The organism is Ramlibacter monticola (assembly GCF_016722785.1).
Classification (GTDB): Bacteria; Pseudomonadota; Gammaproteobacteria; order Burkholderiales; family Burkholderiaceae_C; genus Ramlibacter; species Ramlibacter monticola.
On the sequence record NZ_JAEQNE010000001.1, the window covers coordinates 1,196,272 to 1,221,766 of the forward strand.

A 25,495-nucleotide genomic window follows, 5' to 3' on the forward strand; every position below is an offset into this window, starting at 1 on the left:
GATCCATGACTTCTTCCATCACCGAGGTGGCCGGCATCGAGGTCGGCCACTTCACCGATCCGCGCCGGCCGACCGGCTGCACGGTCGTGCTCGCGCGCGGCAGCGCGGTCGCCGGCGTCGACGTGCGGGGCGCCGCTCCCGGCACGCGCGAAACCGACCTGCTGCACCCGGCCAACACGGTCGAACGCGTGCATGCGGTGCTGCTGTCCGGCGGCAGCGCCTGGGGCCTCGACGCCGCGGGCGGCGTGATGCGCTGGCTCGAGGAACAGGGCATCGGCCTCGCCGTCGGGCCGGCGCGGGTCCCGATCGTGCCCGGCGCCGTGCTGTTCGACCTGCCGCTCGGCGACCACCGCATCCGCCCCGATGCGGCCGCGGGTTATGCGGCCTGCCAGGCGGCCTCGCGGATGCCACCCGAGGAAGGCAACGTGGGCGCCGGCGCCGGCGCCGTGGTGGGCAAGATCTTCGGCCTGCCGCGCGCCATGAAGGGCGGCATCGGCTCCGCTTCGGTCACGGTCGACGGCGTGACGGTGGGCGCGCTGGTGGCCTGCAACGCGCTGGGTGACGTGCTCGACCCGGACAGCGGCCGCGTGCTGGCCGGTGCGCGCAGCGCCGACGGCAGCCAGCTGCTCGATGCGCGCCGCGCCCTGCTGCGCGGCGAGGCGCCGCGGCCGGTGATGGCCGGCACCAACACGACCATCGGCGTGATCGCCACCGATGCGGTGATCACCAAGGCGCAGGCCGCGCGGCTGGCGACGGTGGGCCACGACGGACTCGCGCGCGCGATCAATCCGGCGCACACGCTGTTCGACGGCGACACGCTGTTCGCGCTCGGCACCGGCGAGAGCGGGCGCAGCCCGGGCCTGATGACGCTCGCCGCCATGGCGGCCGAGGCCTGTGCGCTGGCCGTGGTGCGCGCCGTGCGCGCGGCCCGCGGCATCGACATCGCCGGGCTCCACCTGCCGGCGTGCGGCGAACTCGGATGAAGCCGGTGCGCGCCTTGCGTCACACGCTGGTCTCCCTGCGCGACCTCGCCATCTCCGCGGGTCCGGTGCTGCTGCTGGCCGTCGGCCTGCTGGCGCTCGCCTACTGGTGGCTCGATCCCAACCCGCCGAAGAAGGTCACGCTCGCCACCGGACCGGGCCAGAGCGCCTACGAGGAATTCGGCAAGCGCTACCAGAAGGCCCTGAAGGCCTACGGCATCGAGGTGGAGTTGGTGGCGAGCGAGGGCTCGCCCAGCAACCTGAAGCTGCTGCGCGCCGGCAAGGCGGACCTCGGCTTCGTGCAGGGCGGCGGCAGCGACCGCAACGCGAAGGAGGAAAGCGGCATCGTCTCGCTGGGCAGCCTGTTCGTCGAGCCGCTGTGGCTGTTCTATCGCGAGGAGGCGGCGAAGAACGCCCCGGGCGGTACGCTCGTTTCGCTGACGCAGCTGCAGGACCGGCGGGTCAACATCGGCGCCCGCGGCAGCGGAGCACCCTTCCTGATGCGCCGGCTGCTGGAGGCGAACAACATGGACCCGAAGAGCCCGCTGCTGACGCGCCTGGACCAGACCGCGTCGACCATGGGTTTCCTGAACGGGGAGCTGGACGCGATCGTGTTCGCCTCCGCCCCCGAATCGCAGATGGTGCAGATGCTGCTGCAGACGCCCGGCGTGCGCCTGATGGACTTCGCGCAGAGCGACGCCTATTCGCGCCGCTTCCCCTTCCTGGTCCCCGCCGTGCTGCCGCGCGGCATCGTGGACCTGGCCAAGGACCAGCCGCCCCAGGACATCCGCCTGGTGGCGACCACCACCTCGCTGCTGGCGCGCGAGGGCACGCATCCGGCGCTGCTGCAGCTGTTCGCGCAGGCCGCGCGCGACCTGCACAGCCCCGCCGGCTGGTTCAACCGCGCCGGCAGCTTCCCCAACACGGACCACAGCGAGTACCCGGTGGCGCCCGAGGCCGAACGGGCCTACCGCAGCGGCAAGCCCTTCCTGCAGCGCTGGCTGCCCTTCTGGCTCGCCAACCTGGTGGAACGGATGTGGCTGGCCCTGGGCATCATCCTCGCGGTGCTGCTGCCGCTGTCGCGCATCGTGCCGCCGCTGTACCAGTTCCGCATCCGCTCGCGCGTGTTCCGCTGGTACGGCCAGCTGCGCGACATCGAGAACCGGCTGCAGGCCGCGCCCCGCGAGGCGCCCGCCGTGCTGCGCGAACTCGATGCCCTCGACGAACGCGTCGGCCGCATCACCGTGCCCCTGTCCTATGCCGACGAGCTCTACGCCCTGCGCAACAACATCGACGCGGTGCGGCGCAAGGCGCGGCAGGAGGAGCGCGTCGCGGCCGCATGAAGAAAGCCGGCGCGAGGCCGGCTTCTCCGTGCGGTGCGAGGGCGATCAGTTGCCCCGGAAGGAGGCGGTCATCACGCCGCGATCCGCCATGCGGCCGCGCAGCTCGCTCAGCTGCCCTTCCAGTTCGCCGGCCTCGCGGGCGCCGATGCGCGCGTTGGCGATGTGGCGCTGGGTCTCGATCGGCAGCTTCTTGGTGTTGCGCCCGTTCCAGGCGTTGCGGCCCTTGCTGGAGAGGTTGTAGTAGATCGACACGCCTTCGCGCAGCTTGAGCGCGTACTGCTCGGGCGGGAGATCGAGCCCGGAGAGGCGCTTGGCGCTCCACTTCGCGGCGTCCTTCAGGTGCACGGCGAGCGCGTGCACGGCCTGCACCGGGTCGCTGGGGTCGGTCAGGCCCACGGCCTTGGCGGTGGCCGGCTCGAACTGCGCGATACCCAGGTTCGGCGTGCCGTCCTTGCTGGCGCCCATGCGCGGGATCCAGGAGGTTTCGGCGTTGATGATGCCGTACACGTCGAGGTAGCTCAGGCCCACTTCGGACAGGCCGGCGCGCTGCGCCGCGGACTTCGCCAGCAGCAGGCGGGAAGGGACGTCGGGCGTCTGGAGGACGTTGCCCGCATAGCGCACCGGCAGCCAGTTGAGCTTCGAACGCAGCTGCTCGTAGTAGCTGGTTTCGATCTTCAGGGTGTTGAACGGCGTGGCGGGGACGGCGCCCGCGGCGGCCGCGAGCTGCAGCGGCTGGGCTTGCCCGGGCGCCGGCGCTTCGGCGACCTTGCCGGCCTGCCAACGCTGGGCCAGGGTGTCGGAGGTCGGCGCAGGCGACGTACCCATCGAGCCGGTGAGCGCCACGCTCACCAGACCCGCCAGCATCACCATGTTGTGCACCGACCCACGCGAAGCAGCGCGCTCTTTCATGCCCTGGTCCCCTTGCCTTGAAATTGCAAACAAGACTTACAGAGCGGGCCATGTCGGCGAAAGTTCGGGGAGTCGCGGCGTCCCGTCCTACAGGCGCCGTAATCGTGAAAAACTCTTGCGCTGAGGGGGCGAATCGAGGGTGTCGCGCACCTTGCCGCTGAGGCGCGGCAGGACGCGGAAGAGGCAGCGCGTGGCTCTGGCGGCGAACCTGATCTGCTGAATATTCACGCGCGCAAACCATGCAGCCGCGGGTGCGGCGCGCCTGTTGTATTCCCACCATGGCTTGCTTGTAGGCGAAATTGTATACATGTATAAATCGACTCCGTGCCAGCCTCTTCCATTGCCCAGACCACCTCCTCGGCCGTTACACGGCTGCTGAGGCAGGCGCTCGACCAGGGCCGCTGGGCTTCGGGGGAGGCGCTGCGGCAGGAAGAGATCGCCGCCGAGCTGGGCGTCAGCCGCGTGCCGGTGCGCGAGGCGCTGTTCCAGCTGCAGGCCGAGGGCCTGCTGCGCATGGTCCCGAACAAGGGCATGTACGTCCGTACCGTGAATGCCGCCGACCTGCGCGAACTGTTCCGCCTGCGCAGCCTCATCGAAGCCGACGTGCTCGCCCAGGCGGTGCCGCTGCACACGCCCGCCACGATCAACCGCGTGGAGACCATCCAGGCCGCCCTCGACAAGGCAGGCTCGGTGGCGGACTGGATCGCGGGCGACCGCGAGTTCCACGAGGCGCTCTATGCGCCCGCGCAGCGGGGCGAATCGATGGACATCGTGCGCCGCCTGCGCTTCCAGGTCGACCGCTACTACTTCGCGCGTCTGAAGCCCGGCACGCGCGCGCAGGGCTGGCACGAGGAACACCATGCCCTGATCCGCGCGGTGCGCCGGCGCGACGCGAAGGCGGCGCTGAAGGTGCTGCAGGCCCACCTCGCTCAGACCGAGCGCAGCGCGCTCGCCGCCCTGCCGCCCGCCTGAAAGGAGCCGCCATGTCCCGCTATGGTTGCGTCGTCGAATGGTCCCGGGGGGAGGCGCCGTTCCGCGGCGGCCAGTACAGCCGCGCGCACGACTGGCGCTTCGACGGCGGCGCCGTGGTGCGCGGGTCGAGCTCGCCGCACTCCGTGCGCGTGCCGTGGTCCGATCCGGCGGCGGTCGACCCCGAGGAAGCCCTGGTGGCAGCGACCTCCAGCTGCCACATGCTGTGGTTCCTCTCGCTGGCGGCCGAACAGGGCTACGTGGTGGACGGCTACAGCGACGCGGCGGAGGCGCAGATGGGGCCGATCGGCTTCGGCCGCCAGGGCATCCTCGCCGTCGTGCTGCACCCGCAGGTCACGTTCTCGGGCCCGCGCGCTCCCGACGACGCGGCGGTCCGCCAGCTGCACGAAGTGGCGCACGAGCGCTGCTACATCGCCAACTCGCTGCGCAGCGAGGTGCGCGTGGAAGGCGGCTGGCGCCTGGCCGACGCGCGCTGACGATGGCCCGCCGCGACGCGCAGCACTACCACGTGTACGTGGTGCAGCTGGCCGACGCGGTGTGGAACAACGCGCGCTTCCGCCGCTGCAATCCCGGCTACGTGCCGGGCATGCCCTTCGTGTACGTCGGCATGACCGGCCTCGACCCCGACCTGCGCTTCGACAAGCACAAGGCCGGCATCCAGGCCAACACCTTCGTGCGCGAGCACGGGCTGAAGCTGCTGCCGCAGCTGTACGAGGTGTACAACCCCATGCCCTACCACGCGGCCTGCGAGATGGAAGTGGAGCTGGGGATCGCCCTGCGCGAACGGGGCTACGGGGTCTGGCAGGCCTAGTGTCCTGTCCCACAAATATCTAGGCTCTCGCTGCCCCGTATCGGGCCGCAGGCAAGGCGCGGGCGCGGGTCAAGCCTGTGGCCGGCTTGACCCGTGCACGCAACGCGGCATGCGGCCCGATACGGGGCAGCCCGGAGGGTTCGGCGCATGCGGGGCCCTCGGCGGTCGTCCAGAGTGGGTCCAGCCGGCCAGGCTGGACCCACTCTGGCCAACCACCGATCATCCCCGCATGCACCGAACGAGAGCCTAGATATTTGTGGGACAGGACACTAGTTCGAGGTATTGCGCCAGGCCGCTCGCGCCACGGCATCCAGCGCGCCATCCACCACCGGATGCGCGGACACGAGGCGCAGCGCGCCCTGCGAGAGCACCTGGTTCAGCCTGCCGCGCGTCATCGAGCGGGTCGCGCCGCTGGCGTGGCTGAAGAGGAACAGCAGGCCGTGCGGGCTGGACCAGGTGAGCTGCCACCGCTCCCAACCTTCGGCGCGCAGCAGGTCGACGTAGGACCCGATGACGAGATCCTGCACGGGCAGCGAATCCGGCGGCTCGGGCACCGTGGTCGCCAGCACGACCGGCGCGTCGGGCACGAAGCCGGATTCATGCATCTCCAGTGGCGCCAGCCAGGTGCTCACCCGCTCCACTCCCCTGGCCTCCGCGACCGGAGGCGGGCTGCCTGTCGCGGCGGAGAGGGCGAAATCGCGCAGCGCGGACAACAGCTTGAGCCAGCGCTGCGTGTCGGCCGGCAGGTAGTCGATGCTGGCGAGGCCTTCGCGGATCCGGTGCACCATCTGCACCTGCTGGCGGGCCGCGCGGCCGACCAGCGCAGGCTGCACGCTCCACAGGACCGTGGTGACCACCCAGCCATAGCCGCCCGGATCCTCCGAAGCGCTCATATCGGTGAGCCGCGCCTGCGCGAGCACCTGGGCCCAGGGCCCCGTGAGGAAGGCCAGCGCTTCGGCCGGCGCGCCCTGCGCCTCGCGCCGCTCCAGGATCTCGCGCCCGAGGCGTTCCGCCAGCAGGTTGCGCTGCTCCGCGCGGATCAGGGCGCGCACCGCCCGCTCGCGGTTGCGGCGGCTGCGCGGCTGTGCCTCGTGCCACGCCTCCTGCAGCGCCAGCAGCGCGATCTCGAAGGACTCCGGCCCGCCCGCGTGCGCGTCCAGCAAGGCATCGGTGGCCTGCTGCAGGGTGTCCATGTAGACGGAGAAGCCCGGCTCGCTCGCCGAACTCCAGGCCAGGCTGCGCTGCGTGATCTCCTGCAGCAGCTGGCGACCCGGATGGCCGCGGTCGCTGAAGAAACGCGGATCCACCAGCGCCAGGCGCAGCAGCGGCGGCTCGAGTTCCCGCACCACGGTGCGTACGCCCGGCAGCAGCCGTGGGTCCGCCACCAGGTTCTCGATCATGAGGTGCACGACCTCCAGCCCCAGCTCCTGCGCGGGGCGCCGTGCCTCCTGCCGCAGCGCCGCGCGGAAGGCTTCCAGGCTGTCCCGCTCGCGGCCCGGCATGGCGGCCTGGCGCTGGCGCAGCCGCAGCATCAGCTGGTCCACCTTGCGCATGTCCTGCACCATCTCCAGCGCCGCCGGGACGGTGTGGGAGAACTCGGTCTCGTGGAACACCGCGCCCTCACTCCTGGCGGCCTCGCGCGGCTCGCCGGCCATCAGCTTGCGCAGCTCGCGGATCGTGAGCTGGGTGGCGCGGTCCAGGTCCTCGCGGACCGCCGCGCGGGCCGGCACGCCGATGGCCTCCTCGGGGCGCAGGCGCTGCGCGATGCCGGCGTAGATGCGGGCCAGTTCCGGCGCCATCAGCCCCGGCAGGTGGCGCAGCCAGCGCCGGCGCACGGCGGGAGAGACGGGGCTCTGGCGCGCGAGGCGGTAGATGCTGCGCACGTAGACCTCGGGCCGCAGGGGATGGCCCTGGGCGCCGCCCACGGGAGTGAGCTGCGCCTCGGCCAGCGTGCCCTCCAGCTCCGCCAGCTGCGGCCGCACGGCCTCTTCCAGCGCGGCGCAGGCGCGCACCAGGTCCGTGTTGTCCTGCAGTTGCTCGTCGCCCAGCAAGGGCAGCGATTCGAAGCTGAGGGGGGAGCCGCGGTCGCCGGCGATGGCGTGGGCGAATTCGGCCAGCAGGGCCTGCGGGAAGGACTCCACCAGCGCCGGCTGCTGGTCGCGCAGGACGTCGCAGGCTTCCAGCAGCAGCCCGCGCTCCACCACGTCCGCGAGCGCCGCGGCCACCTGCCGCAGCTCGCCCGGGGCACGGGCGAGCGCCGCCTGCATCAGGCCCTGGCCCTGCGCGGCGGCCTCCTTGATGCAGGCGCGGTACAGCGCCTGGTAGTGCGGTTGCTGTGGGCCGCGCATGGCGGCGAGCCCCTCCGAAGAGCTTACTTCAGGGCTTTATAGCGCACCCGGTGCGGTCTTGCACCTTCCTCGCCCAGGCGCTTGCGCTTGTCGGCCTCGTATTCCTGGTAGTTGCCGTCGAAGAAGACCCACTTGCCCTCGTCTTCCGCGGCCAGGATGTGGGTGGCGATGCGGTCCAGGAACCAGCGGTCGTGGCTGATCACCATCACGCTGCCGGCGAATTCCAGCAGCGCGTCTTCCAGCGCCCGCAGCGTTTCCACGTCGAGGTCGTTGGAGGGTTCGTCCAGCAGCAGCACGTTGCCGCCCTGCAGCAGGGTCTTGGCCAGGTGCAGGCGGCCCCGCTCGCCGCCGGACAGCAGGCCGACCTTCTTCTGCTGGTCGCCGCCGTTGAAGTTGAAGCGGCCGCAGTAGGCGCGGCTGGCCATCGTGAACTTGCCGATGTTGATCATGTCGAGGCCGCCGGAAACGTCCTCCCACACGGTCTTCTCGTTGGCCAGCTCGTCGCGGTGCTGGTCGACGAAGGCCATCTGCACGGTCTTGCCGATCTTCACCTCGCCCGCATCCGGCTTCTCCTTGCCGGAGATCATCTTGAACAGCGTGGACTTGCCCGCGCCGTTGGGGCCGATGATGCCGACGATGGCGCCCGCCGGCACCTTGAAGCTCAGGTCGTCGATCAGCACGCGGTCGCCGAACGCCTTGGAGACGTTCACGAACTCGATGACTTCATGGCCCAGGCGCTCGCCCACCGGGATGAAGATCTCGTTCGTCTCGTTGCGCTTCTGGTATTCGTAGTCGGACAGCTCCTCGAAGCGGGCCAGGCGGGCCTTGCTCTTGGCCTGGCGCCCCTTGGGGTTCTGCCGCGCCCACTCCAGTTCCTTCTTCATCGCCTTGGTGCGGGCGTCCTCGGTGCGCTGCTCCTGCTCCAGGCGCGCTTCCTTCTGCTCCAGCCAGGTGGAGTAGTTGCCCTTGTAGGGGATGCCGCGGCCGCGGTCCAGTTCCAGGATCCACTCGGCGGCGTTGTCCAGGAAGTAGCGGTCGTGGGTGATGCCCACCACGGTGCCGGGGAAGCGGGCCAGGAACTGCTCCAGCCATTCCACCGATTCGGCGTCCAGGTGGTTGGTGGGTTCGTCCAGCAGCAGCATGTCGGGCTTCGACAGCAGCAGGCGGCACAGGGCCACGCGGCGCTTCTCGCCGCCGGACAGGTTCTTGATCACGGCCTCCCAGGGCGGCAGGCGCAGCGCGTCGGCCGCGATCTCGAACTGGTGCTCGTGGTCGCTCTCGGCGCCGGCGGCGGCGATGATGGATTCCAGCTTCTGCTGCTCCTCCGACAGCTTGTCGAAGTCGGCGTCCGGCTCGGCGTAGGCGGCGTACACCTCCTCCAGCCGCTTCTTGGCGTCCATCACCTCGCTCATGCCGCCCTCGACGGCCTCGCGCACGGTCTGTTCCGGATCGAGCTGGGGCTCCTGCGGCAGGTAGCCGATCTTGATGCCCGGCATCGGGATGGCCTCGCCCTCGATCTCCTTGTCGATGCCGGCCATGATCTTCAGCAGCGTGGACTTGCCCGAGCCGTTGAGGCCCAGGACGCCGATCTTCGCGCCGGGAAAGAAGCTGAGGGAGATGTCCTTCAGGATCTGCCGCTTCGGCGGCACGATCTTGCCGACGCGGTTCATGGTGTAGACGTACTGGGCCATAGGAGTTTTTGCGGGAAACCGGTGATTATCCCGCATCACGAAATCGCGTGCCGGTCAGGGGAGCCTCAAAAACGGACAACCGAACGCAGAGGGCGCAGAGAAAGCGCAGAGGACGCAGAAGAACAGCCGAAATATTTTTCTATTGGCCGTTCTTCTGCGTCCTCTGCGTAACCTTTGCGCCCTCTGCGTTCGGTTGTCTGGTTTTCCTCAACCCTCCGGCGGGCGCTCCACGCTGTTCTTCAGGGCCGCCTGGGCGACCTGGTCCAGGGCCTCGTCGACCACCGGGCGGTCGGCCACGACCCGCAGGTGGCCGTTGGTGCGCAGCTTGTCCATGGTCCGACGGGACATCGAGTGCGCGGCGCCGCCGATCGAGGTGAACATGAACAGCGTGGCGTGCGGGCTGCACCAGGTGAGCTGGGCCCGCACCCAGTCGCCCTTGATGCGGATCTCGACCCAGGCGCCGATGCGCAGCTCCTCGGGCATCACCGCGCCCGCATCCGCCGGGCCCTCTTCCTGCGCCGGCACCTGGCGGGCCCGCGCGGCGTCCTGCTCGGCCCGCAGTTCCTCCTGGCGCGGTGCCTCGGGCGAAGCGGCATAGTGGGTGCCCAGGTCCGCCTCCTCCTCGATGAAGCCGGATTCCTGCGCCTCGTTCTCGTCCAGCCACATCTGGACTTCGTCCTCGGCTTCCTCGGGGAACTGGGACTGTTCGGCCCAGGCCGCATCGGCCGCGGCCTGCACGGTGGCGTCGCGCCCTTCCTGCACCGCGGCGCGGTGCAGCGTGATCAGGTGGTCGAAGAAGCGCTGCGTCAGCTCCGGCGGATAGCCGATGCGCCCCAGGCCCTCGCGCAGGCGCTGCAGCAGCGCCGGGATCATCTGCACCAGCCGGCGCGCACGCCCCCGCTGCGCGGTGGTCTTCTGCACGCTCCAGATCAGGTCCTCGACCATCGCGCGATAGCCGTAGGGATCGGAGGAGCCGTCGTCGCAACTGAGCTGCGCCTCCGCCACCACCTGTGCCCAGGCGTTCTTCAGGAAGTCGCGGATGAAATCCGCGACGTCCAGGCCGTCCAGCGTCCCGGCGAATTCGGCCGCCAGCTTCTGCGCCAGCAGGTTGCGCTGCTCCGCGTGCAGCAGGGAGCGGGCCGCTTCCTCGCGCTTCTGCCGCGCGCCCTGGTCCTGCTCGCTCCACTGGGCCTGCAGCTCGTCGAGCATCTCGCCGAAGGTGTCCGCGTCCATGACCGTGCTTTCCAGCCAGCGGTCGATCGACTGCAGGGACGCCAGGAAGCGCTCCCAGCCCGCGTCGTCCTCCGAGGGGAAGGCCAGGCTGCGCTGGATGATGCGATCGAGCAGTTGCCGCGCCGGATGGTTGCGGTCGCTGAAGAAGCGCGAATCCTCCTTGGTGAGGCGCTGCACTGCCGGTTCCAGCTCGCGCAGCTGGCGCTTCAGCGAGGGCAGCAGGCGGCGGTCTTCCAGCAGGTTGTCGAACATGAGCCGGACGACCTCCTCGCCCAGTTGTTCGCCGATGCGGTGGGCTGGCGCCGCCGGCTTGTCCGCTTCCGCCAGCATGTCGACGGGCTGCTCCGGCGCGGCCACCGGCCTGGGCCGCTGCTCCAGTCGCTTGACCAGTTCGTCGGCCTTCTTCAGGTCCTGCAGCAGCGCCATGGACGCCGGCATGGTGTGCAGGAATTCCGCCTTGCGCGGCTGGTCGAAGTCGCCCGCCAGCAGCTTGCGCAGGCGATCCAGGGTCAGAAGGGTCTTGGCGACGCTGTCGGTGACCGGCGCGCCGCTGGCGCCGGTGGCCCGGTTGATGCGGCCGCCCACGGGCACCGCCGGCTCGATGCCGGTGGAGCGCAGCCAGTCGGCCAGCTCGCGGTACAGCCGGCGCAGGTTCACCCCCAGCAGGCCGGCCGCGGGGGTGATCAGCGCCTCGCGCGCGCCGGCCTCCTTGACGTGCCGGGCCAGGGTGTGCTGCAGCGAGCGCACGAAGACTTCCGGGCGCAGCGGGTTGAGCCCGGGCTGGATGGTGCGCCAGCCCATCATGGTGCTGATCAGGGCGTCCAGCGGCGGCAGCGTGTCGTCCACCGCCATCGCCACTTCCTGCTGGGCCCGCGCGATCTCGATGCTCTGATCGAGTTCCTCGTCCTCGAACAGCTGCAGGTCCTGGAAGCGCAGCACCTCGGTGGCGACCTGCTCCTTGCCGCCGCCCTCGTAGACGAGGCGCGTCAATTCCTTCACGAAAGTCGCCTTGACGTCGGTCGCCCCGGCGTGCAGTTCGTGGACGGCCAGCTTCACCGGCGGAGTCTGCAGCGCGCTGATGCGCTGGGGGCCGCTGGCGCTGGTCCCGAGTTCCAGCCCGTTCAGGACGTGGGTGACCAGGACGTCGGCCTGCTGCAGCATGGCGCCGAGGCAGTCGCTCAGCGAGGGCTGCAACGCGGTGGGATCGTCGGAGACGCCCAGCCGCAGCTTCATCATCTTGGCCATGTAATCCTGATGCCCGGGTCGGTTTCCCGATTATGGGTCCGGCTCGGCCGTGCGCCAATTTTTGGCAGGACGGGTGACGATTTGCGCCCGACGTGCGGTGTATCGGCGCAACGACCGCACGCGCGCCGGCACCGATTCCCGATCCATGCGACAATAGTGGTTCTCGCGGCTCCCCAGTAGCCCGCGGGCTCAGCGATTCGCTGGGGACGACGCAGGCCCTGCGCCCGCCGGCTCCCATCCTTCGAACCTTCATCTGCCTTGACTGGATCCGGCCCGCGCGGCCCGGAACGGCCGATGCCCCAGCGCCCGGGAAGGCGCTTTATTGCTCAATGAATTTTGACGAATTGAACCTCGCTCCGGCCATTCTCAAGGCCGTTCGCGAGCAAGGCTACGAGACCCCCACCCCCATCCAGGCCCAGGCCATTCCCGCGGTGCTCGCGGGTCACGACCTGCTCGCCGGCGCCCAGACCGGCACCGGCAAGACGGCCGCCTTCACCCTGCCCATGCTGCACAAGCTCACCAAGGGACAGGGCAAGACCAACAAGTTCGGCAAGGACGGCGTCGGCGCCCTGGTGCTCACGCCCACGCGTGAACTCGCGGCGCAGGTGGAAGAGTCCATCCGTACCTACGGCAAGTACCTGCCGCTCACCTCCACGGTGATCTTCGGCGGCGTGGGCATGAGCCCGCAGATCGACCGCATCAGGAAGGGCGTCGACATCCTGGTCGCCACGCCCGGCCGCCTGCTGGACCTGCACCAGCAGGGCCACCTGGACCTGTCCACCGTCGAGATCCTGGTGCTGGACGAAGCCGACCGCATGCTGGACATGGGCTTCATCCACGACGTGAAGAAGGTGCTGGCCCTGGTGCCGAAGGAAAAGCAGAGCCTGCTGTTCTCCGCCACCTTCAGCGACGAGATCGTGGAACTGGCCAACGGCCTGCTGCGCGAGCCGCAGCGCATCCAGGTCACCCCGCGCAACACCACGGTGCAGCGCATCACCCAGGTAGTCCACCCCGTCGGCCGCGAGCGCAAGAAGGAACTGCTGGCCCACGTGATCCAGGAGCACGACTGGTCGCAGGTGCTGGTGTTCACGCGCACCAAGTTCGGCGCCAACCACGTGGCGGACTTCCTGAACAAGCACTCCATCACCGCGATGGCGCTGCACGGCAACAAGAGCCAGACCGCGCGCACGCAGGCGCTGGCCGGCTTCAAGAGCGGCGAGATCCGCGCCCTGGTGGCCACCGACATCGCCGCCCGCGGCATCGACATCGACGACCTGCCGCACGTGGTGAACTACGAGATCCCGAACGTGCCCGAGGACTACGTGCACCGCATCGGCCGTACCGGCCGCGCCGGCCGCGAAGGCCAGGCGGTGTCGCTGGTCTGCCTGGACGAGGAAGGCTTCATGCAGGAGATCGAGCGCTTCACCAAGCAGACGATCCCGGTGCAGGACGTCGAGGGCTTCGGCCCCGAGGCCGGCGAGCAGGCCGAGCCGATCGCCATGGGCCGCCAGGTCCTGTGGGGCGGCAAGGGCCGTCCGCCTTCGCGCGAGGTGCTCAACGCCGCGGCCAAGGCGGCGCGCAGCGAGATGATGCAGCGCATCCGCGAGAACAAGGAAAAGCAGCCCTCCGGCGGCGGCCGGCGCGGCGGCAAAGGCGAGCCCCGCCAGGCCGAAGGCAATGGCCAGCCGGCCCGCCGGGGCAGCGGCAACGGGCAGGGCCGGTCCCAGCAGCCCCAGCAGCCGCAGCAGCAGGCGGCCCGCCCGCCGCGCCAGAACGGCGCCCGCAATGGCAACGCCCAGCCGCGCGCGCCGCGCCGCGAGGACGAAGAGCAGCCGCGCCTGGGCGCGCACGAAAGCCGCAGCCCCTTCGTCGTGCGCGAAGCCCCGGCGCAGCATAACCAGTCGAACGGCCAGCCGGATCCGCTGCGCACCAGCGTCGACAGCATGGGCCGCGGCGGTCGTCGCGGCGGTCGCCCGGACCGCAGCCGCGGCAACGGCAACGGCAGCCCGGCGCGCTTCGGCCGCTGAGGCGGCATAGTTCCTCCGGACGAGGGTCTCCCCTCGTTCGGACGATGCGCGCTCGTCCTGCCGGTGGATGGGCAGTGGCGGTGCTGCCGCCTAGAGTTCTCCCCAAGGAAAGCGAAGGGAGAACGCACCATGTCACAAGGCCAACCCGTTGGGATCCGCCGCCGCGGCTTCGTCCGTTGCGGCAGCCTGCTGCTGCTGCCCGGGGCCGCCCTGGCCCTGCCTGCCACCGCGCAGGCGCTGCCGCTCAGCCAGGCGATCAACCGTTCCGGCAAGATGCGGGCGCTGTCGCAGCGCCTGTCCAAGGCCTACGTCCAGGGCGCGCTCAGCGTGCTGCCCGAACGCGCACGCGACATCCAGACCTCGACCCGGCAGCTGCTGGCCTCCAGCCTGACCGAGCTCGGCGCCGCCCCGCTGGCGGGTGAACAGCGCCGCCTGCTGCAGACGCTCGACAAGGACTGCCAGGGCCTGCTGGAGGTCTGCGCCGCCCCGCGCAAGGACGCCCTCGAGGTCGCCCGCAGCGCCGACGTGGTGCTGGAAGCGGCCGACCGCCTGACCAAGGCCTTCGAGACGCAGGCCCAGCAAGGCAGCGCGCGCATCGTGAACCTCGCCGGCCGCCAGCGCATGCTGTCGCAGCGGGCCGCCCGCGCCTATTTCCTCGCCGCCGCCGGCCACGACACCCCGGCGGTGCGCGCGCAGCTCGCGGGCGCCCGCGCCGAGTTCGCGCAGGCGCTGGCGACGCTGCAGTCGGCGCCGATCGGCACGCCCACCATCCGCAACGAACTGGAGCTCGCGAAGGCGCAGTGGCTGTTCTATGAAGGGGCGCTGGCCAAGGCGCCGAGCCCCGACGCCCTGCAGACGGTGGCCACCACCAGCGAGCGCGTGTTCGAGGTGATGGACAACCTCACCTCGCTGTACGACGCCGCGCTGCGCGACCTGCTCGGCTAGCCGGTCACTTCCCGGTCGTGCCTTCGATGGCATGATCCGGCGATGAGCACGCCGGGCCCTTCCGCCGCAGGCCGCGCCGCACTCGTGGCCGGCGCCTCGGGGCTGGTCGGGCGGGAACTCCTGCGGGGCCTGCTGGCCGACGACCAGGTGGCGGCCGTCCACGCGCTCGCCCGCCGGCCCCTCGACCTGCAGCACCCGAAGCTGACGGTGCACACCGTCGACTTCGCGCAGTTGCCGCCGCTGCCGCCGATCGACGAAGCCTATCTCGCGCTCGGCACCACCATCAAGGTGGCGGGCAGCGAGGCGGCCTTCCGCGCCGTCGATTTCGATGCCAACCTCGCGGTCGCCTGCGCCGCGCAGGTCGCGGGTGCGCGGCGCATCGGCCTGGTCAGCGCGATGAAGGCCGACGCCGGCTCGCGCATCTTCTACAGCCGGGTCAAGGGCGAACTCGAAGAGGCCATCGCCGGCCTCGGCTACGAGGGCGTGGTGATCGCCCGCCCCTCGCTGCTGGTGGGCGACCGCGAGGCCCTCGGCCAGCCCGAACGCGCCGGCGAACGGATCGGCCTGCACGTGGGGCGCTGGCTGCGGCCCGTGATCCCCGCCGACTTCCGCCCGATCGCCGCGCGGCAGGTGGCGCGGGCGCTGCTGCGCGCGGTACCGGTCGCGACAGGCCACCGCGTGCTGCTCTCGGGAGAGATGCAGGCCGACGCGCTGCCCGCCTGAGAGCCTGCGCTTCGTGGCCGAGCGCGGCGCGGGTTTACCCGCGATGCGCGCCATTTTCCTTCCGTGCTACAAGGTGCGTCGCTTCTGTTCACCAGCGGGGACGATGGCCAACGTACAGATCCGGGACGTCGAGAAGTTCTTCGGCGCGGCGCACATCATCCGGGGCGTCAACATCGACATCGAAGACGGCCAGTTCGCGGTGCTGGTGGGGCCCTCCGGCTGCGGCAAGTCCACCCTGCTGCGCATGATCGCCGGGCTCGAGGAGATCAGCCGCGGCGAGGTCCGCATCGGCGGCCGCGTGGTCAACGGGCTCACGCCCAAGGAGCGGGACATCGCCATGGTGTTCCAGAACTACGCGCTGTACCCGCACATGACCGTGCGCGACAACATGGCCTTCAGCCTCATGCTGGCGAAGCAGCCGAAGTCGGTGGCGGACGAGCGGGTGAAGAAGGCGGCGGAGATCCTCGGCCTCGAGACCCTGCTCGATCGCTACCCGCGCCAGCTCTCCGGCGGGCAGCGCCAGCGCGTCGCCATGGGCCGCTGCATCGTGCGCGACCCGCAGGTGTTCCTGTTCGACGAGCCGCTGTCCAACCTCGACGCCAAGCTGCGCGTGCAGATGCGCACCGAGATCAAGGAACTGCACCAGCGCCTGAAGACCACCTCCGTGTACGTGACGCACGACCAGATCGAGGCCATGACCATGGCCGACCAGATCGTCGTGATGCGCGACGGCGTGGTGGAGCAGACCGGCTCGCCGCTGGAGCTGTACGACCATCCGGCCAACCAGTTCGTGGCCGGCTTCATCGGCTCGCCGGCGATGAACTTCCTGCCGGGCGTGGTGCGCCGCACCAACGGCAGCGCCCGCATCGAGTTCGGCGACGGGGCGTCGCTGCCGGCGCCGTCTTCCGCGCTCGCGGCGCAGGACGGCCAGAGCGTGATCTACGGCACCCGCCCCGAGCACATGCAGCTCGCCGCCGAGGGCGAAGGCGTGTCCGGCGAGGTGGTGGTGGTGGAGCCCACCGGCGCCGACACCCAGGTGTTCACCAAGCTCGCCGGCGTGGAGGTCACCAGCGTGTTCCGCGACCGCCATGCCTTCCGCCCCGGCGAGATCATCCGGCTGCGCCCCGACCCGGCGCGCGCCCACCTGTTCGATCCCGCCAGCGGCATGCGCCTCGCGCAGTGAGCGCAGCGCCCTCGGCGGCTGGCCTACCACTTTTCACTCCAAGGAGACCTCGATGACGAATCGTCGCAAGTTCCTGAAGAAGACCTCGGCCGGGGCGGCCGCCGTGGCGCTGCCGCTGCTGTGGCCGTCGCTCGCGCAGGCGCAGTGGAACAACCAGCCCGAGAAGGGCGCGAAGCTGCGCGTGCTGCGCTGGAAGCGCTTCGTGCAGGGCGACGAAGACGCCTACATCGCCAACGTCAAGAAGTTCAGCGACAAGTACGGCATCGAGGTCCGCCTCGACCACGAGGGCTGGGAGGACGTGCGGCCCAAGGCGGCAGTCGCGGCCAACACCGGCGCCGGCCCGGACATCATCCTGTCCACCAACGACGACGCCAACCTCTACCCCGAGAAGCTGGTCGACATGACGGACGTGGCCGACTACCTCGGCAAGAAGTACGGCGGCTGGTATCCCGCCTGCGAGGCCTACCTGCGGCCGGACGGTCGTCGCTGGATCGGCGTGCCCCTGGGCGGCACCGGCTCCATGATGGTCTACCGCGACAGCCTGCTGAAGGCCGCCGGCGTCAACGCCTTCCCGAAGGACACCGACGGCTTCCTGAAGATGTTCCAGGCCCTCAAGGCCAAGGGCACGCCGGGCGGCATGGCGCTGGGCCACGCCACCGGCGACAGCGGCTGGACGCAGTGGCTGATCTGGGCCTTCGGCGCGGCGCTGGTGGACAAGAGCAACAAGGTGACCATCGACAGCGCCGAGACGCTCAAGGCGCTGGAATACGGCAAGGAGCTGTACGCCACCTTCATCCCCGGCACGCTGTCCTGGCTGGACCCGAACAACAACAAGGCCTTCCTCGACGGCCAGATCGCGGCCACCAACAACGGCATCTCGATCTACTACGCGGCCAAGAACTCGACCGACCCCAAGGTCAAGGAACTGGCCTCCGACATCCAGCACGCGTCCTTCCCGATCGGCCCCGTGGGCGTGCCCACCGAGTACCACCTGTTCTTCAACCAGATGGTGTTCAAGCACTCCAAGTTCCCGAAGGCGGCCAAGGAGTTCGTGCGCTTCATGATGGAAGAGGAGCAGTACGGCCCCTGGATGCAGGCCGCCGGCGGCTACATCTCGCAGCCGCTGCGCGCCTACGAGAAGAACGCGGTGTGGACGGTCGATCCCAAGCACACGCCCTACCGCGACGCGGTGAAGAACATGCGGCCGGCCGGCTACATGGGCAAGCTGGGCTACGCCTCCGCCGGCGCGCTGGCCGACTTCATCGTGCAGGACATGGTGGCCGAGGCCGTGAGCGGCGCCAAGACGCCCAAGGAAGCGATGCAGCGCGCGGCCCAGCGCGCCGACCGCTACTACAAGGTCTGAGGCCGCCGTGGAAGCGGGCGCGCTCCATCCCCCGGAAGAAGTCGCCGGCCGCGCCCGGACTTCCGCGCTGAGCCGGCTGGGCAACAGCCGCAACCTCCTCGGGCTGCTGTTCATGCTGCCCGCGGGGGTGCTGCTGCTGGTGTTCCTCACCTACCCGCTCGGGCTGGGCGTCTGGCTCGGGTTCACCGACACCAAGATCGGCCGCGGCGGCCACTGGGTGGGTTGGGAGAACTACGCCTTCCTGTGGGGCGACAGCGTCACGCGGCTGGCGCTGTTCAACACCTTCTTCTACACGGTGGTCGCCAGCATCATCAAGTTCGGGCTCGGGCTGTGGCTGGCGATCCTGCTGAACGAACGCATCCCGTTCAAGACCTTCTTCCGCACGGTGATCCTGCTGCCCTACATCGTGCCCACGGCGCTGTCGGCCATCGCCTTCTGGTGGATCTACGACTCGCAGTTCTCCATCGTGAGCTGGGCGCTGATGAAGATGGGGCTGATCGACCAGTACATCGACTTCCTCGGCAACCCGATGAACGCGCGGCTCTCCACCATCGCGGCGAACATCTGGCGCGGCGTCCCCTTCGTGGCGATCACGCTGCTGGCGGGCCTGCAGACCATCCCGCCCTCGCTCTACGAAGCGGGGGCCATCGACGGCGCCGGCGGCTGGAAGCGCTTCCGCTACATCACGCTGCCGCTGCTCACGCCGATCATCGCGGTGGTGATGACCTTCTCGGTGCTGTTCACCTTCACCGACTTCCAGCTGATCTACGTGCTCACGCGGGGCGGCCCGCTGAACGCCACGCACCTGATGGCCACGCTGTCGTTCCAGCGCGCCATTCCGGGCGGGGCGCTGGGCGAAGGCGCGGCGATCGCGATCGCGATGGTGCCCTTCCTGCTGGCGGCCATCCTCTTTTCCTACTTCGGCCTGCAGCGGCGGGCCTGGCAGCAGGGCGCGAGCGACGAATGAGCGCCGCACGGCCGCCCGAAGGCGCTCGCCCCCTCCGCTTGCGGAGGGGGGCCTCTGGGGTCCTCACAAAAATGCTTCAGCATTTTTGTGGGGTGAGAGGTGTGGCGGAGCATGAAATGCGGAGCCTGGGGGAGGTTCAATGAAGCAGGACAACGACAGCCAGGGCATGGCCTACCTCGGTTCGCTGCCGAAGCGGACGGTCACCCTCTACATCCCGCTCCTGCTCTTCGTGATCGTGCTGCTGTTCCCGTTCTACTGGATGGCGGTGACGACATTCAAGCCGGACAACGAACTGCTGTCGCGCGACGGCAATCCGTTCTGGATCGTGAAGCCGACGCTGGCGCACCTGAACAAGCTGCTGTTCCACACCTCCTATCCGGAGTGGCTCTGGAACACGATGGTGGTGTCGATCGTCTCCACCTTCGTCTCGCTGCTCTGCTCGGTGTTCGCGGCCTACGCCATCGAGCGGCTGCGCTTCCGCGGCGCCAAGCAGGTGGGTCTGTCGATCTTCCTCGCCTACCTGGTGCCGCCCTCGATCCTGTTCATCCCGCTGGCGGCGATCGTGTTCAAGCTGGGGCTGTTCGACACCCGCTGGGCGCTGATCCTCACGTACCCCACCTTCCTGATCCCGTTCGCGACCTGGCTGCTCATGGGCTACTTCCGCTCGATTCCCTACGAGCTGGAGGAATGCGCCCTGATCGACGGCGCCACCCGCTTCCAGATCCTGTGGAAGATCATCCTGCCGCTGTCGGTGCCGGGCCTGATCTCCGCCGCGATCTTCGCGTTCACCCTGTCCTGGAACGAGTTCATCTACGCGTTGACCTTCGTCTCCTCGTCCGAAGTCAAGACCGTCTCGGTGGCGGTGGTGACCGAACTGGTCGAAGGCGACGTCTACCATTGGGGTCCGCTGATGGCCGGCGCGCTGCTCGGATCGCTGCCGGTGGCCATCATCTATTCGTTCTTCGTCGAGTACTACGTGTCCGGCCTGACGGGCGCGGTGAAGGAATGAGGCAGCCATGAAGAGAAAGAAGCCCGAGGAGCTGCGCTCCCAGCAATGGTTCGGCCGCCAGGACCGCGACGGCTTCGCCTACCGCAGCTGGGTCAAGGGCAAGGGCGTGCCGCACGACCAGTTCGACGGCCGGCCGGTGATCGGCATCTGCAACACCTTCAGCGAGCTCACGCCCTGCAACTCGCACTTCCGCACGCTCGCGGAGCAGGTGAAGATCGGCGTCTACGAGGCCGGCGGCTTTCCGCTCGAATTCCCGGTGATGTCGCTCGGCGAGACGCTGCTGCGCCCCACCGCCATGCTGTACCGCAACCTGGCCAGCATGGACGTCGAGGAGTCGATCCGTGGCAACCCCATCGACGGCGTGGTGCTGCTCATGGGCTGCGACAAGACCACGCCCTCGCTCGTCATGGGCGCCTCCAGCGTGGACCTGCCCACCATCGGCGTCTCCGGCGGCCCCATGCTCAACGGCAAGTGGCGCGACCAGGAACTCGGCTCGGGCACCGGCGTGTGGAGCATGAGCGAACAGGTGCGCGCCGGCACGCTCCGGCTGCAGGACTTCTTCGAAGCGGAAAGCTGCATGCACCGCAGCCACGGCCACTGCATGACCATGGGCACGGCCTCCACCATGGCCAGCATGGTGGAGGCGCTGGGAGTGGGCCTGCCGGGCAACGCGGCCTATCCCGCCGTGGACGGCCGCCGCAACGTGCTGGCCCGCATGGCCGGCCGCCGCATCGTGGACATGGTGCACGAGGACCAGAAGCTCTCGTCCATCCTCACGCGCAAGGCCTTCGAGAACGCGATCCGGACGCTGGCCGCCATCGGCGGCTCCACCAACGCGGTGATCCACCTGATCGCCATCGCGCGCCGCATCGGCGTGGAGCTCGCCATCGAGGACTTCGACCGCCTCGGCAGCGAGATGCCCTGCCTGGTGAACCTGCAGCCGTCGGGCCAGCACCTGATGGAGGACTTCTGCTACGCCGGCGGCCTGCCGGTCGTGATGAAGGAGATCCGCGACTCCCTGCACCTGGATGCGGTCACGGCCAACGGCAAGACCGTGGGCGAGAACATCGAGGGCGCGCAGAACTGGAACAAGGAAGTGATCCTGCCGCTGGAGGCGCCCTTCAAGGAGAAGGCCGGCATCGCGGTGCTGCGCGGCAACCTGGCGCCGCGCGGCGCGGTGATCAAGCCCAGCGCCGCCACCCCGGCGCTGATGGTGCATCGCGGCCGGGCCGTGGTGTTCGAGGACATCGAGGACTTCCACCGGCGCATCGACGACGAGAACCTGGACGTCGACGAGAACTGCGTGCTGGTGCTGAAGAACTGCGGCCCGCGCGGCTACCCCGGCATGGCCGAAGTGGGCAACATGCCGCTGCCGCCCAAGGTGCTGCGCAAGGGCATCACCGACATGGTCCGCATCAGCGACGCCCGCATGAGCGGCACGGCCTACGGCACGGTGGTGCTGCACACGGCGCCGGAGGCCGCCGCGGGCGGGCCGCTGGCCGTCGTGCGCAACGGCGACATCATCGAGCTGGACGTGCCGAAGCGCCGGCTGCACCTGGCGATCGGCGACGAGGAACTGAAGCGCCGCCTGGCCGAATGGAAGCCGCCGCAGCCGGCGCTGGCTTCCGGCTACTGGAAGCTCTACACGGACCACGTGCTGCAGGCCGACGAAGGCGCGGACCTCGACTTCCTGGTGGGCAAGCGCGGGGCCTTCGTGCCGCGGGACAACCATTGAGGTGACATGAACCTCGTCGCCGTCGACTGGGGCACCTCGTCCCTGCGCGTCGCGCGCATCGACGGCGAGGGCGCCGTGGTCGAGGAGCGCCGCTCCCCGCGCGGCATCCTCGGCGTGCCGGCCGGCGCCTTCCCCGCCGTGCTGCGCGAAAGCTGCGGCGACTGGCTGGACCTCCCCGGCGCCCTGTGCCTGATCAGCGGCATGGCGGGCAGTCGCCAGGGCTGGCAGGAGGCGCCTTATTGCCCCTGTCCCGCCGGCTTCGACGAACTGGCCCGGGCGCTGGCCTGGATCGCGCCCGGAAAGATTGCATTGGTCCCGGGACTCTCGGTGGACTTCCTCGGCACGCCCGACGTGCTGCGCGGCGAGGAGGTCCAGGTCTTCGGCGCGATGGACCTGCTGCAATTGCGCGACGGCGTCTTCGTGCTGCCCGGCACGCACTGCAAATGGGTGCGCGTGGCCGAGGGCCGGGTGCTGAACTTCGCCACCTTCATGTCGGGCGAGGTCTACGGGCTGCTGCGCCAGCACTCCATCCTCGCGCGCAGCCTGCCCGCGGAGGACGGCGCGCTCGACGAAGCCGCCTTCCTGCGCGGCGTGCGCCACGCGCAGCAGGCCCGCTCGATCCTGCACGGCGCCTTCAGCACCCGCACGCTGGCCCTGTTCGACCGACTGCCGCAGCCGGCGCTTCCGAGCTACCTCTCCGGGCTGGTGATCGGCGACGAGCTGCGCACCCACGCCCTGCACGGACTGGACGTGGTGTTGATCGGCAGCCCGGCGCTCACCGAACGGTATGCACTGGCGCTGCGCGGCCTGGGCTGCGAGGCGCGCCGGCTCGGCTCCGAGGCCACCTGGCGCGGGCACTGGTCGCTCGCGCGGCAGCTGGGGAACCGGCCGTGAACCCCGCGCTCGCCGAAGCCTGGCGCCGCGCGCTGGAAGACCTGCCGCTGGTGGCGATCCTGCGCGGCATCGCGCCGGCGGAAGTCGACGCCGTCGGCGACGCCTTGTGGAACGCGAACTGGCGCCTGTTCGAAGTGCCGCTGAATTCCCCGCAGCCGCTGGAGAGCATCGCCCGCCTGGCCCGCCGCTTCCCGGGAGCGGTGGTCGGCGCCGGGACCGTCCGCACCGAAGACGAGGTGCGGCAGGTGCACGCGGCCGGCGGGCGCCTCGTCGTCTCGCCGCATTTCGATCCGCAGGTGGTGCGCGCCGCCACCTGGTCCGGCATGGTGTGCCTGCCGGGCGTCATGACGCCCACCGAAGCCTTCGCCGCGCTCGCGGCCGGCGCCACCGGGCTCAAGCTGTTCCCGGCCGAGATGATCCCGCCGGCGACGGTCAAGGCGCTGCGCGCGGTGCTGCCGCAGGCGGTGCCGCTGCTGCCCGTCGGCGGCATCGCGCCTGCCACCATGGCCGGGTATCTGGCGGCCGGCGCGAACGGCTTCGGCATCGGTTCCACGCTCTACCGGCCGGGCACGGACGCCGGCGAAGTCGCGCGGGTCGCGCGCGCCTTCGCCGACGCGTGGGCAGGTACGATGCGCGCATGAACGCGCCCGCCCCCCGGTCTTCCACCCGAGTCAACTTCGGCCTTGCCGGCCGCGTCTGCATCGTCACCGGCGCCAGCCAGGGCATCGGCGAGGCCTGCGCCCGTCGCCTCGCGCGCGACGGCGCACAGGTGGTCGTGAGCGACATCGAGGATGCGCGCGGGCAGGCGGTGGCGAAGGACGTCGGCGGCCTCTACGTCCACTGCGACGTCGGCGACGCGGCGCAGGTCGACGCGCTGGTGCGGCAGGCGATGGGCGCGCACGGCCGCATCGACGTGCTGGTGAACAACGCCGGCATCTTCAAGGCGGCCGACTTTCTCGACGTGACCGAGGCCGATTTCGACGCCGTGCTGCGCGTGAACCTGAAGGGCTCCTTCCTCATGGGGCAGGCGGTGGCGCGCGGGATGGTCAAGACCGGCGGCGGCGCCATCGTCAACATGAGTTCCGTCAACGCGGTGCTGACCATCCCCACCATCGCGAGCTACAACGTCAGCAAGGGCGGCATCAACCAGCTCACGCGGGTGATGGCGCTGGCGCTGGCCGACAAGGGAGTGCGCGTGAACGCCGTGGCGCCCGGCACGATCGCCACCGAGCTGGCCGCCAAGGCGGTGCTCACGAGCGAGGAAGCGAAGCAGCGGATCATGGGCCGCACGCCCATGAAGCGGTTGGGCGAGCCCTGGGAGGTGGCGGACGTCGTCGCCTGGCTCGCGAGCGACGCGGCCAGCTACGTCACCGGTGAGATCGTGGTCGTGGACGGCGGGCGCATGACCCTCAACTACACCGTGCCGGTGTAGCGGCCCCGCTCAGCGCGCGCGGCGCGCCGCGGCCGCCTTGCGCACCGGCGCCCGGCGCGGCGCCTGGGCCTCCTGCTGTTCCATGAAGTCGCGGATCAGGCGGCGCACGACCTGGGACGGCGTCATGTCCTGCGTGCGGCACAGTTCCTCGAAAGCCTGTTTCTTCCCCGGATCGATGAGGACGGTGAGCCGGGCGGTCTTGAGTTCCATGGGCGAACGGGACTCCCTGATGTTAATCAGAGTGTAATTGCTTTCCGCTGCCCGGGGGCCCGCGCGCCTAGTCGGCCGCGGTGTCGGCGCTGCCCGGGCTCCAGCGCACCCCGTGCCTCGTGAGGTACTCGCGGATCAGCTGGCGCACGACCTGCGAGGCCGTGATGTCCTGGGAGGCGCACAGCGCCTCGAACGCCTTCTTCCTGTCCGCGTCGATGAGGACGGTGAGGCGTGCGGGTTTCTCTTCCATGCGGTCGTCGTGGCTGGCAGACATGATAATACTCTGCACTTGTCATGTGAGTCCGATGGTAGTACTTCGACGCATGAGCCATGCGGCGCTTCCTGATGGCGCAGGACGGTGGAAACGCAACGGCCATGTAGGCCGGCGGAAACGCTGAGCCAGTCGCGGCCGCGGCTCAGCGGTCCTCTTCGGCGGGAAGGTCGGCCAGCAGTTCCTGGCACTCGTCGAGCAGCGCATGCAGCGCCAGCACGCGCTGCGTGCCCAGCCGCTGGTTGAGGGATTCCTGCGCCACGCGCCAGCGGCGTTGCGCTTCCTGCCGCTTCTCGCGCCCCTTCGCCGTCGCCTCGACCCGCCGGCTGCGCGCGTCTTCCCCGGCGCCGAGGGTGACCCAGCCCGCGTCGACCAGGGGGCGCAGGTTGCGCGTGAGCGTGGAGGCATCGACTTTCATCGCCCGGGCCAGGTCCACCGGGCGCACCGGCGCCAGCTTCACCACGTACGACAGCAGCGAGTACTGCGTGCCGCGCAGCCCGGTCTTGCCCACCTCGGCGTCGTACAGCTGCGCGACCCGGCGCATCAGCTGGCGCAGCTTGAGGTTGGTGCAGCCCTGCGGCTTGACGGCGGCGTCCATGCGGATTATTGTACCTGCAATCATTGCATATGCAACTTTCAGTGGAGCACGCGGAATGGACGACCGACTCGAGGAATGGCTGGCGCGCGAGCGCGAGGTGGAGGCGCGGCTGCAGGCCGGCGCCGGCTGGGGCGCCGTGCCCGCCGGCGAATTCGCCGGGCGCAGCGGGCTGGAGGTGATGCAGGCCATGCTGCGGGGCGAGCTGCCGGCCCCGACCATCATGCGCACGCTGGACTTCCGGCTGGTGGAAGTCGGCGAGGGCCGCGCCGTGTTCCAGGGCACGCCCGGCCCGGCGCACGCCAATCCCATGGGCGGCGTGCACGGCGGCTGGTACGCCAGCCTGCTCGACTCCGCCCTGGGCTGCGCCGTGCACACGATGATGCCGGCGGGCCGCGCCTACACCACGGCGGAACTGGGCGTGAACCTGGTGCGCGCGATCGGGCCGAAGGTCCAGCGCGTGCGGGCCGAAGGCAAGATCGTGCACTGCGGCCGCCAGCTGGCGACCGCGGAGGCGCGGCTGACCGGCCCGGACGGCACGCTGTACGCGCACGCCACGACCACCTGCCTGGTGTTCGACCTGCGCTGAAG

General features: G+C 70.0%; 24 protein-coding genes. 17 read left to right on the forward strand and 7 right to left on the reverse strand.

What is annotated here, in order from left to right:
• Window positions 1-5 precede the first annotated feature (5 nt).
• Both JJ685_RS05825 and JJ685_RS05830 read left to right on the forward strand, forming a co-directional pair.
• Entirely contained in the window at window positions 6-983 is a 978-nt protein-coding gene (locus tag JJ685_RS05825; protein ID WP_201673249.1) for a P1 family peptidase, read from the forward strand.
• On the forward strand, window positions 980-2,323 hold the full coding sequence (locus JJ685_RS05830) for a TAXI family TRAP transporter solute-binding subunit (protein ID WP_201673250.1): 1,344 nt from the start codon (window positions 980-982) through the stop codon (window positions 2,321-2,323). Before JJ685_RS05825 ends, JJ685_RS05830 begins: the two co-directional genes overlap by 4 nt.
• A gap of 45 nt (window positions 2,324-2,368) precedes the next feature.
• Here JJ685_RS05830 and JJ685_RS05835 read toward each other — a convergent pair whose 3' ends face one another.
• Entirely contained in the window at window positions 2,369-3,232 is an 864-nt protein-coding gene (locus JJ685_RS05835; protein ID WP_201673251.1) for a lysozyme family protein, read from the reverse strand.
• 324 nt (window positions 3,233-3,556) lie between these two features.
• Between JJ685_RS05835 and JJ685_RS05840 the strand changes: the two genes are divergently transcribed.
• From JJ685_RS05840 to JJ685_RS05850, 3 genes are read left to right on the forward strand one after another with little or no spacing between them, the layout of a single operon-like run.
• Complete coding sequence (locus JJ685_RS05840; protein ID WP_201673252.1) at window positions 3,557-4,204, forward strand: GntR family transcriptional regulator; 648 nt, start codon at window positions 3,557-3,559, stop codon at window positions 4,202-4,204.
• A gap of 11 nt (window positions 4,205-4,215) precedes the next feature.
• The gene (locus JJ685_RS05845) at window positions 4,216-4,698 is read left to right on the forward strand and encodes an OsmC family protein (protein ID WP_201673253.1); all 483 of its coding nucleotides are present in this window, start codon (window positions 4,216-4,218) and stop codon (window positions 4,696-4,698) included.
• Window positions 4,699-4,700: 2 nt separating this feature from the next.
• Window positions 4,701-5,033 (forward strand): hypothetical protein, encoded by a 333-nt coding sequence (locus tag JJ685_RS05850; RefSeq protein WP_201673254.1) that lies wholly within the window; start codon window positions 4,701-4,703, stop codon window positions 5,031-5,033.
• A 269-nt stretch (window positions 5,034-5,302) separates the two neighbouring features.
• Here the strand turns inward: JJ685_RS05850 and JJ685_RS05855 are convergent, their stop codons facing one another.
• The 3 genes from JJ685_RS05855 to JJ685_RS05865 form a co-directional block, all read right to left on the reverse strand.
• A complete protein-coding gene (locus tag JJ685_RS05855; protein ID WP_201673255.1) occupies window positions 5,303-7,381 on the reverse strand; it encodes a DUF1631 family protein in 2,079 nt (692 codons plus the stop codon).
• Between the two features lie 23 nt (window positions 7,382-7,404).
• A complete protein-coding gene (gene ettA, locus JJ685_RS05860) occupies window positions 7,405-9,072 on the reverse strand; it encodes an energy-dependent translational throttle protein EttA (RefSeq protein WP_201673256.1) in 1,668 nt (555 codons plus the stop codon).
• Between the two features lie 207 nt (window positions 9,073-9,279).
• Entirely contained in the window at window positions 9,280-11,550 is a 2,271-nt protein-coding gene (locus JJ685_RS05865) for a DUF1631 family protein (RefSeq protein WP_201673257.1), read from the reverse strand.
• Between the two features lie 329 nt (window positions 11,551-11,879).
• Here JJ685_RS05865 and JJ685_RS05870 point away from each other — a divergent pair, with 329 nt between their 5' ends.
• The 11 genes from JJ685_RS05870 (at window position 11,880) to JJ685_RS05920 (ending at window position 23,828) form a co-directional block, all read left to right on the forward strand.
• On the forward strand, window positions 11,880-13,577 hold the full coding sequence (locus JJ685_RS05870; protein WP_201673258.1) for a DEAD/DEAH box helicase: 1,698 nt from the start codon (window positions 11,880-11,882) through the stop codon (window positions 13,575-13,577).
• Window positions 13,578-13,706: 129 nt separating this feature from the next.
• Complete coding sequence (locus JJ685_RS05875) at window positions 13,707-14,522, forward strand: type IV pili methyl-accepting chemotaxis transducer N-terminal domain-containing protein (protein WP_201673259.1); 816 nt, start codon at window positions 13,707-13,709, stop codon at window positions 14,520-14,522.
• A gap of 42 nt (window positions 14,523-14,564) precedes the next feature.
• Window positions 14,565-15,245 (forward strand): Rossmann-fold NAD(P)-binding domain-containing protein, encoded by a 681-nt coding sequence (locus tag JJ685_RS05880; protein ID WP_201673260.1) that lies wholly within the window; start codon window positions 14,565-14,567, stop codon window positions 15,243-15,245.
• A 103-nt stretch (window positions 15,246-15,348) separates the two neighbouring features.
• A complete protein-coding gene (locus tag JJ685_RS05885) occupies window positions 15,349-16,428 on the forward strand; it encodes an ABC transporter ATP-binding protein (protein ID WP_201673261.1) in 1,080 nt (359 codons plus the stop codon).
• Between the two features lie 52 nt (window positions 16,429-16,480).
• Entirely contained in the window at window positions 16,481-17,791 is a 1,311-nt protein-coding gene (locus tag JJ685_RS05890) for an ABC transporter substrate-binding protein (RefSeq protein WP_201673262.1), read from the forward strand.
• A gap of 112 nt (window positions 17,792-17,903) precedes the next feature.
• Window positions 17,904-18,758 (forward strand): carbohydrate ABC transporter permease, encoded by an 855-nt coding sequence (locus JJ685_RS05895; RefSeq protein ID WP_201673704.1) that lies wholly within the window; start codon window positions 17,904-17,906, stop codon window positions 18,756-18,758.
• A gap of 139 nt (window positions 18,759-18,897) precedes the next feature.
• A complete protein-coding gene (locus tag JJ685_RS05900) occupies window positions 18,898-19,767 on the forward strand; it encodes a carbohydrate ABC transporter permease (RefSeq protein ID WP_236598684.1) in 870 nt (289 codons plus the stop codon).
• 7 nt (window positions 19,768-19,774) lie between these two features.
• Window positions 19,775-21,502, forward strand: coding sequence for an IlvD/Edd family dehydratase (locus tag JJ685_RS05905; protein ID WP_201673263.1), 1,728 nt, complete (start codon window positions 19,775-19,777; stop codon window positions 21,500-21,502).
• 6 nt (window positions 21,503-21,508) lie between these two features.
• Window positions 21,509-22,396 (forward strand): 2-dehydro-3-deoxygalactonokinase, encoded by an 888-nt coding sequence (locus JJ685_RS05910; protein ID WP_201673264.1) that lies wholly within the window; start codon window positions 21,509-21,511, stop codon window positions 22,394-22,396.
• Window positions 22,393-23,037, forward strand: a complete 645-nt coding sequence (locus tag JJ685_RS05915) for a 2-dehydro-3-deoxy-6-phosphogalactonate aldolase (RefSeq protein ID WP_201673265.1) — start codon at window positions 22,393-22,395, stop codon at window positions 23,035-23,037. Before JJ685_RS05910 ends, JJ685_RS05915 begins: the two co-directional genes overlap by 4 nt.
• Complete coding sequence (locus JJ685_RS05920; RefSeq protein ID WP_201673266.1) at window positions 23,034-23,828, forward strand: SDR family NAD(P)-dependent oxidoreductase; 795 nt, start codon at window positions 23,034-23,036, stop codon at window positions 23,826-23,828. The genes JJ685_RS05915 and JJ685_RS05920 overlap by 4 nt, the downstream gene beginning before the upstream one ends.
• 9 nt (window positions 23,829-23,837) lie before the next feature.
• Here JJ685_RS05920 and JJ685_RS05925 read toward each other — a convergent pair whose 3' ends face one another.
• The 3 genes from JJ685_RS05925 to JJ685_RS05935 form a co-directional block, all read right to left on the reverse strand.
• Window positions 23,838-24,038, reverse strand: coding sequence for a CopG family transcriptional regulator (locus JJ685_RS05925; protein ID WP_236598685.1), 201 nt, complete (start codon window positions 24,036-24,038; stop codon window positions 23,838-23,840).
• Between the two features lie 67 nt (window positions 24,039-24,105).
• Window positions 24,106-24,288 (reverse strand): ribbon-helix-helix protein, CopG family, encoded by a 183-nt coding sequence (locus JJ685_RS05930; RefSeq protein ID WP_201673706.1) that lies wholly within the window; start codon window positions 24,286-24,288, stop codon window positions 24,106-24,108.
• A 166-nt stretch (window positions 24,289-24,454) separates the two neighbouring features.
• Entirely contained in the window at window positions 24,455-24,907 is a 453-nt protein-coding gene (locus tag JJ685_RS05935) for a MarR family winged helix-turn-helix transcriptional regulator (protein ID WP_201673267.1), read from the reverse strand.
• 55 nt (window positions 24,908-24,962) lie between these two features.
• Between JJ685_RS05935 and JJ685_RS05940 the strand changes: the two genes are divergently transcribed.
• Window positions 24,963-25,493, forward strand: a complete 531-nt coding sequence (locus tag JJ685_RS05940; RefSeq protein WP_201673268.1) for a PaaI family thioesterase — start codon at window positions 24,963-24,965, stop codon at window positions 25,491-25,493.
• The last annotated feature ends 2 nt before the right edge of the window (window positions 25,494-25,495 follow it).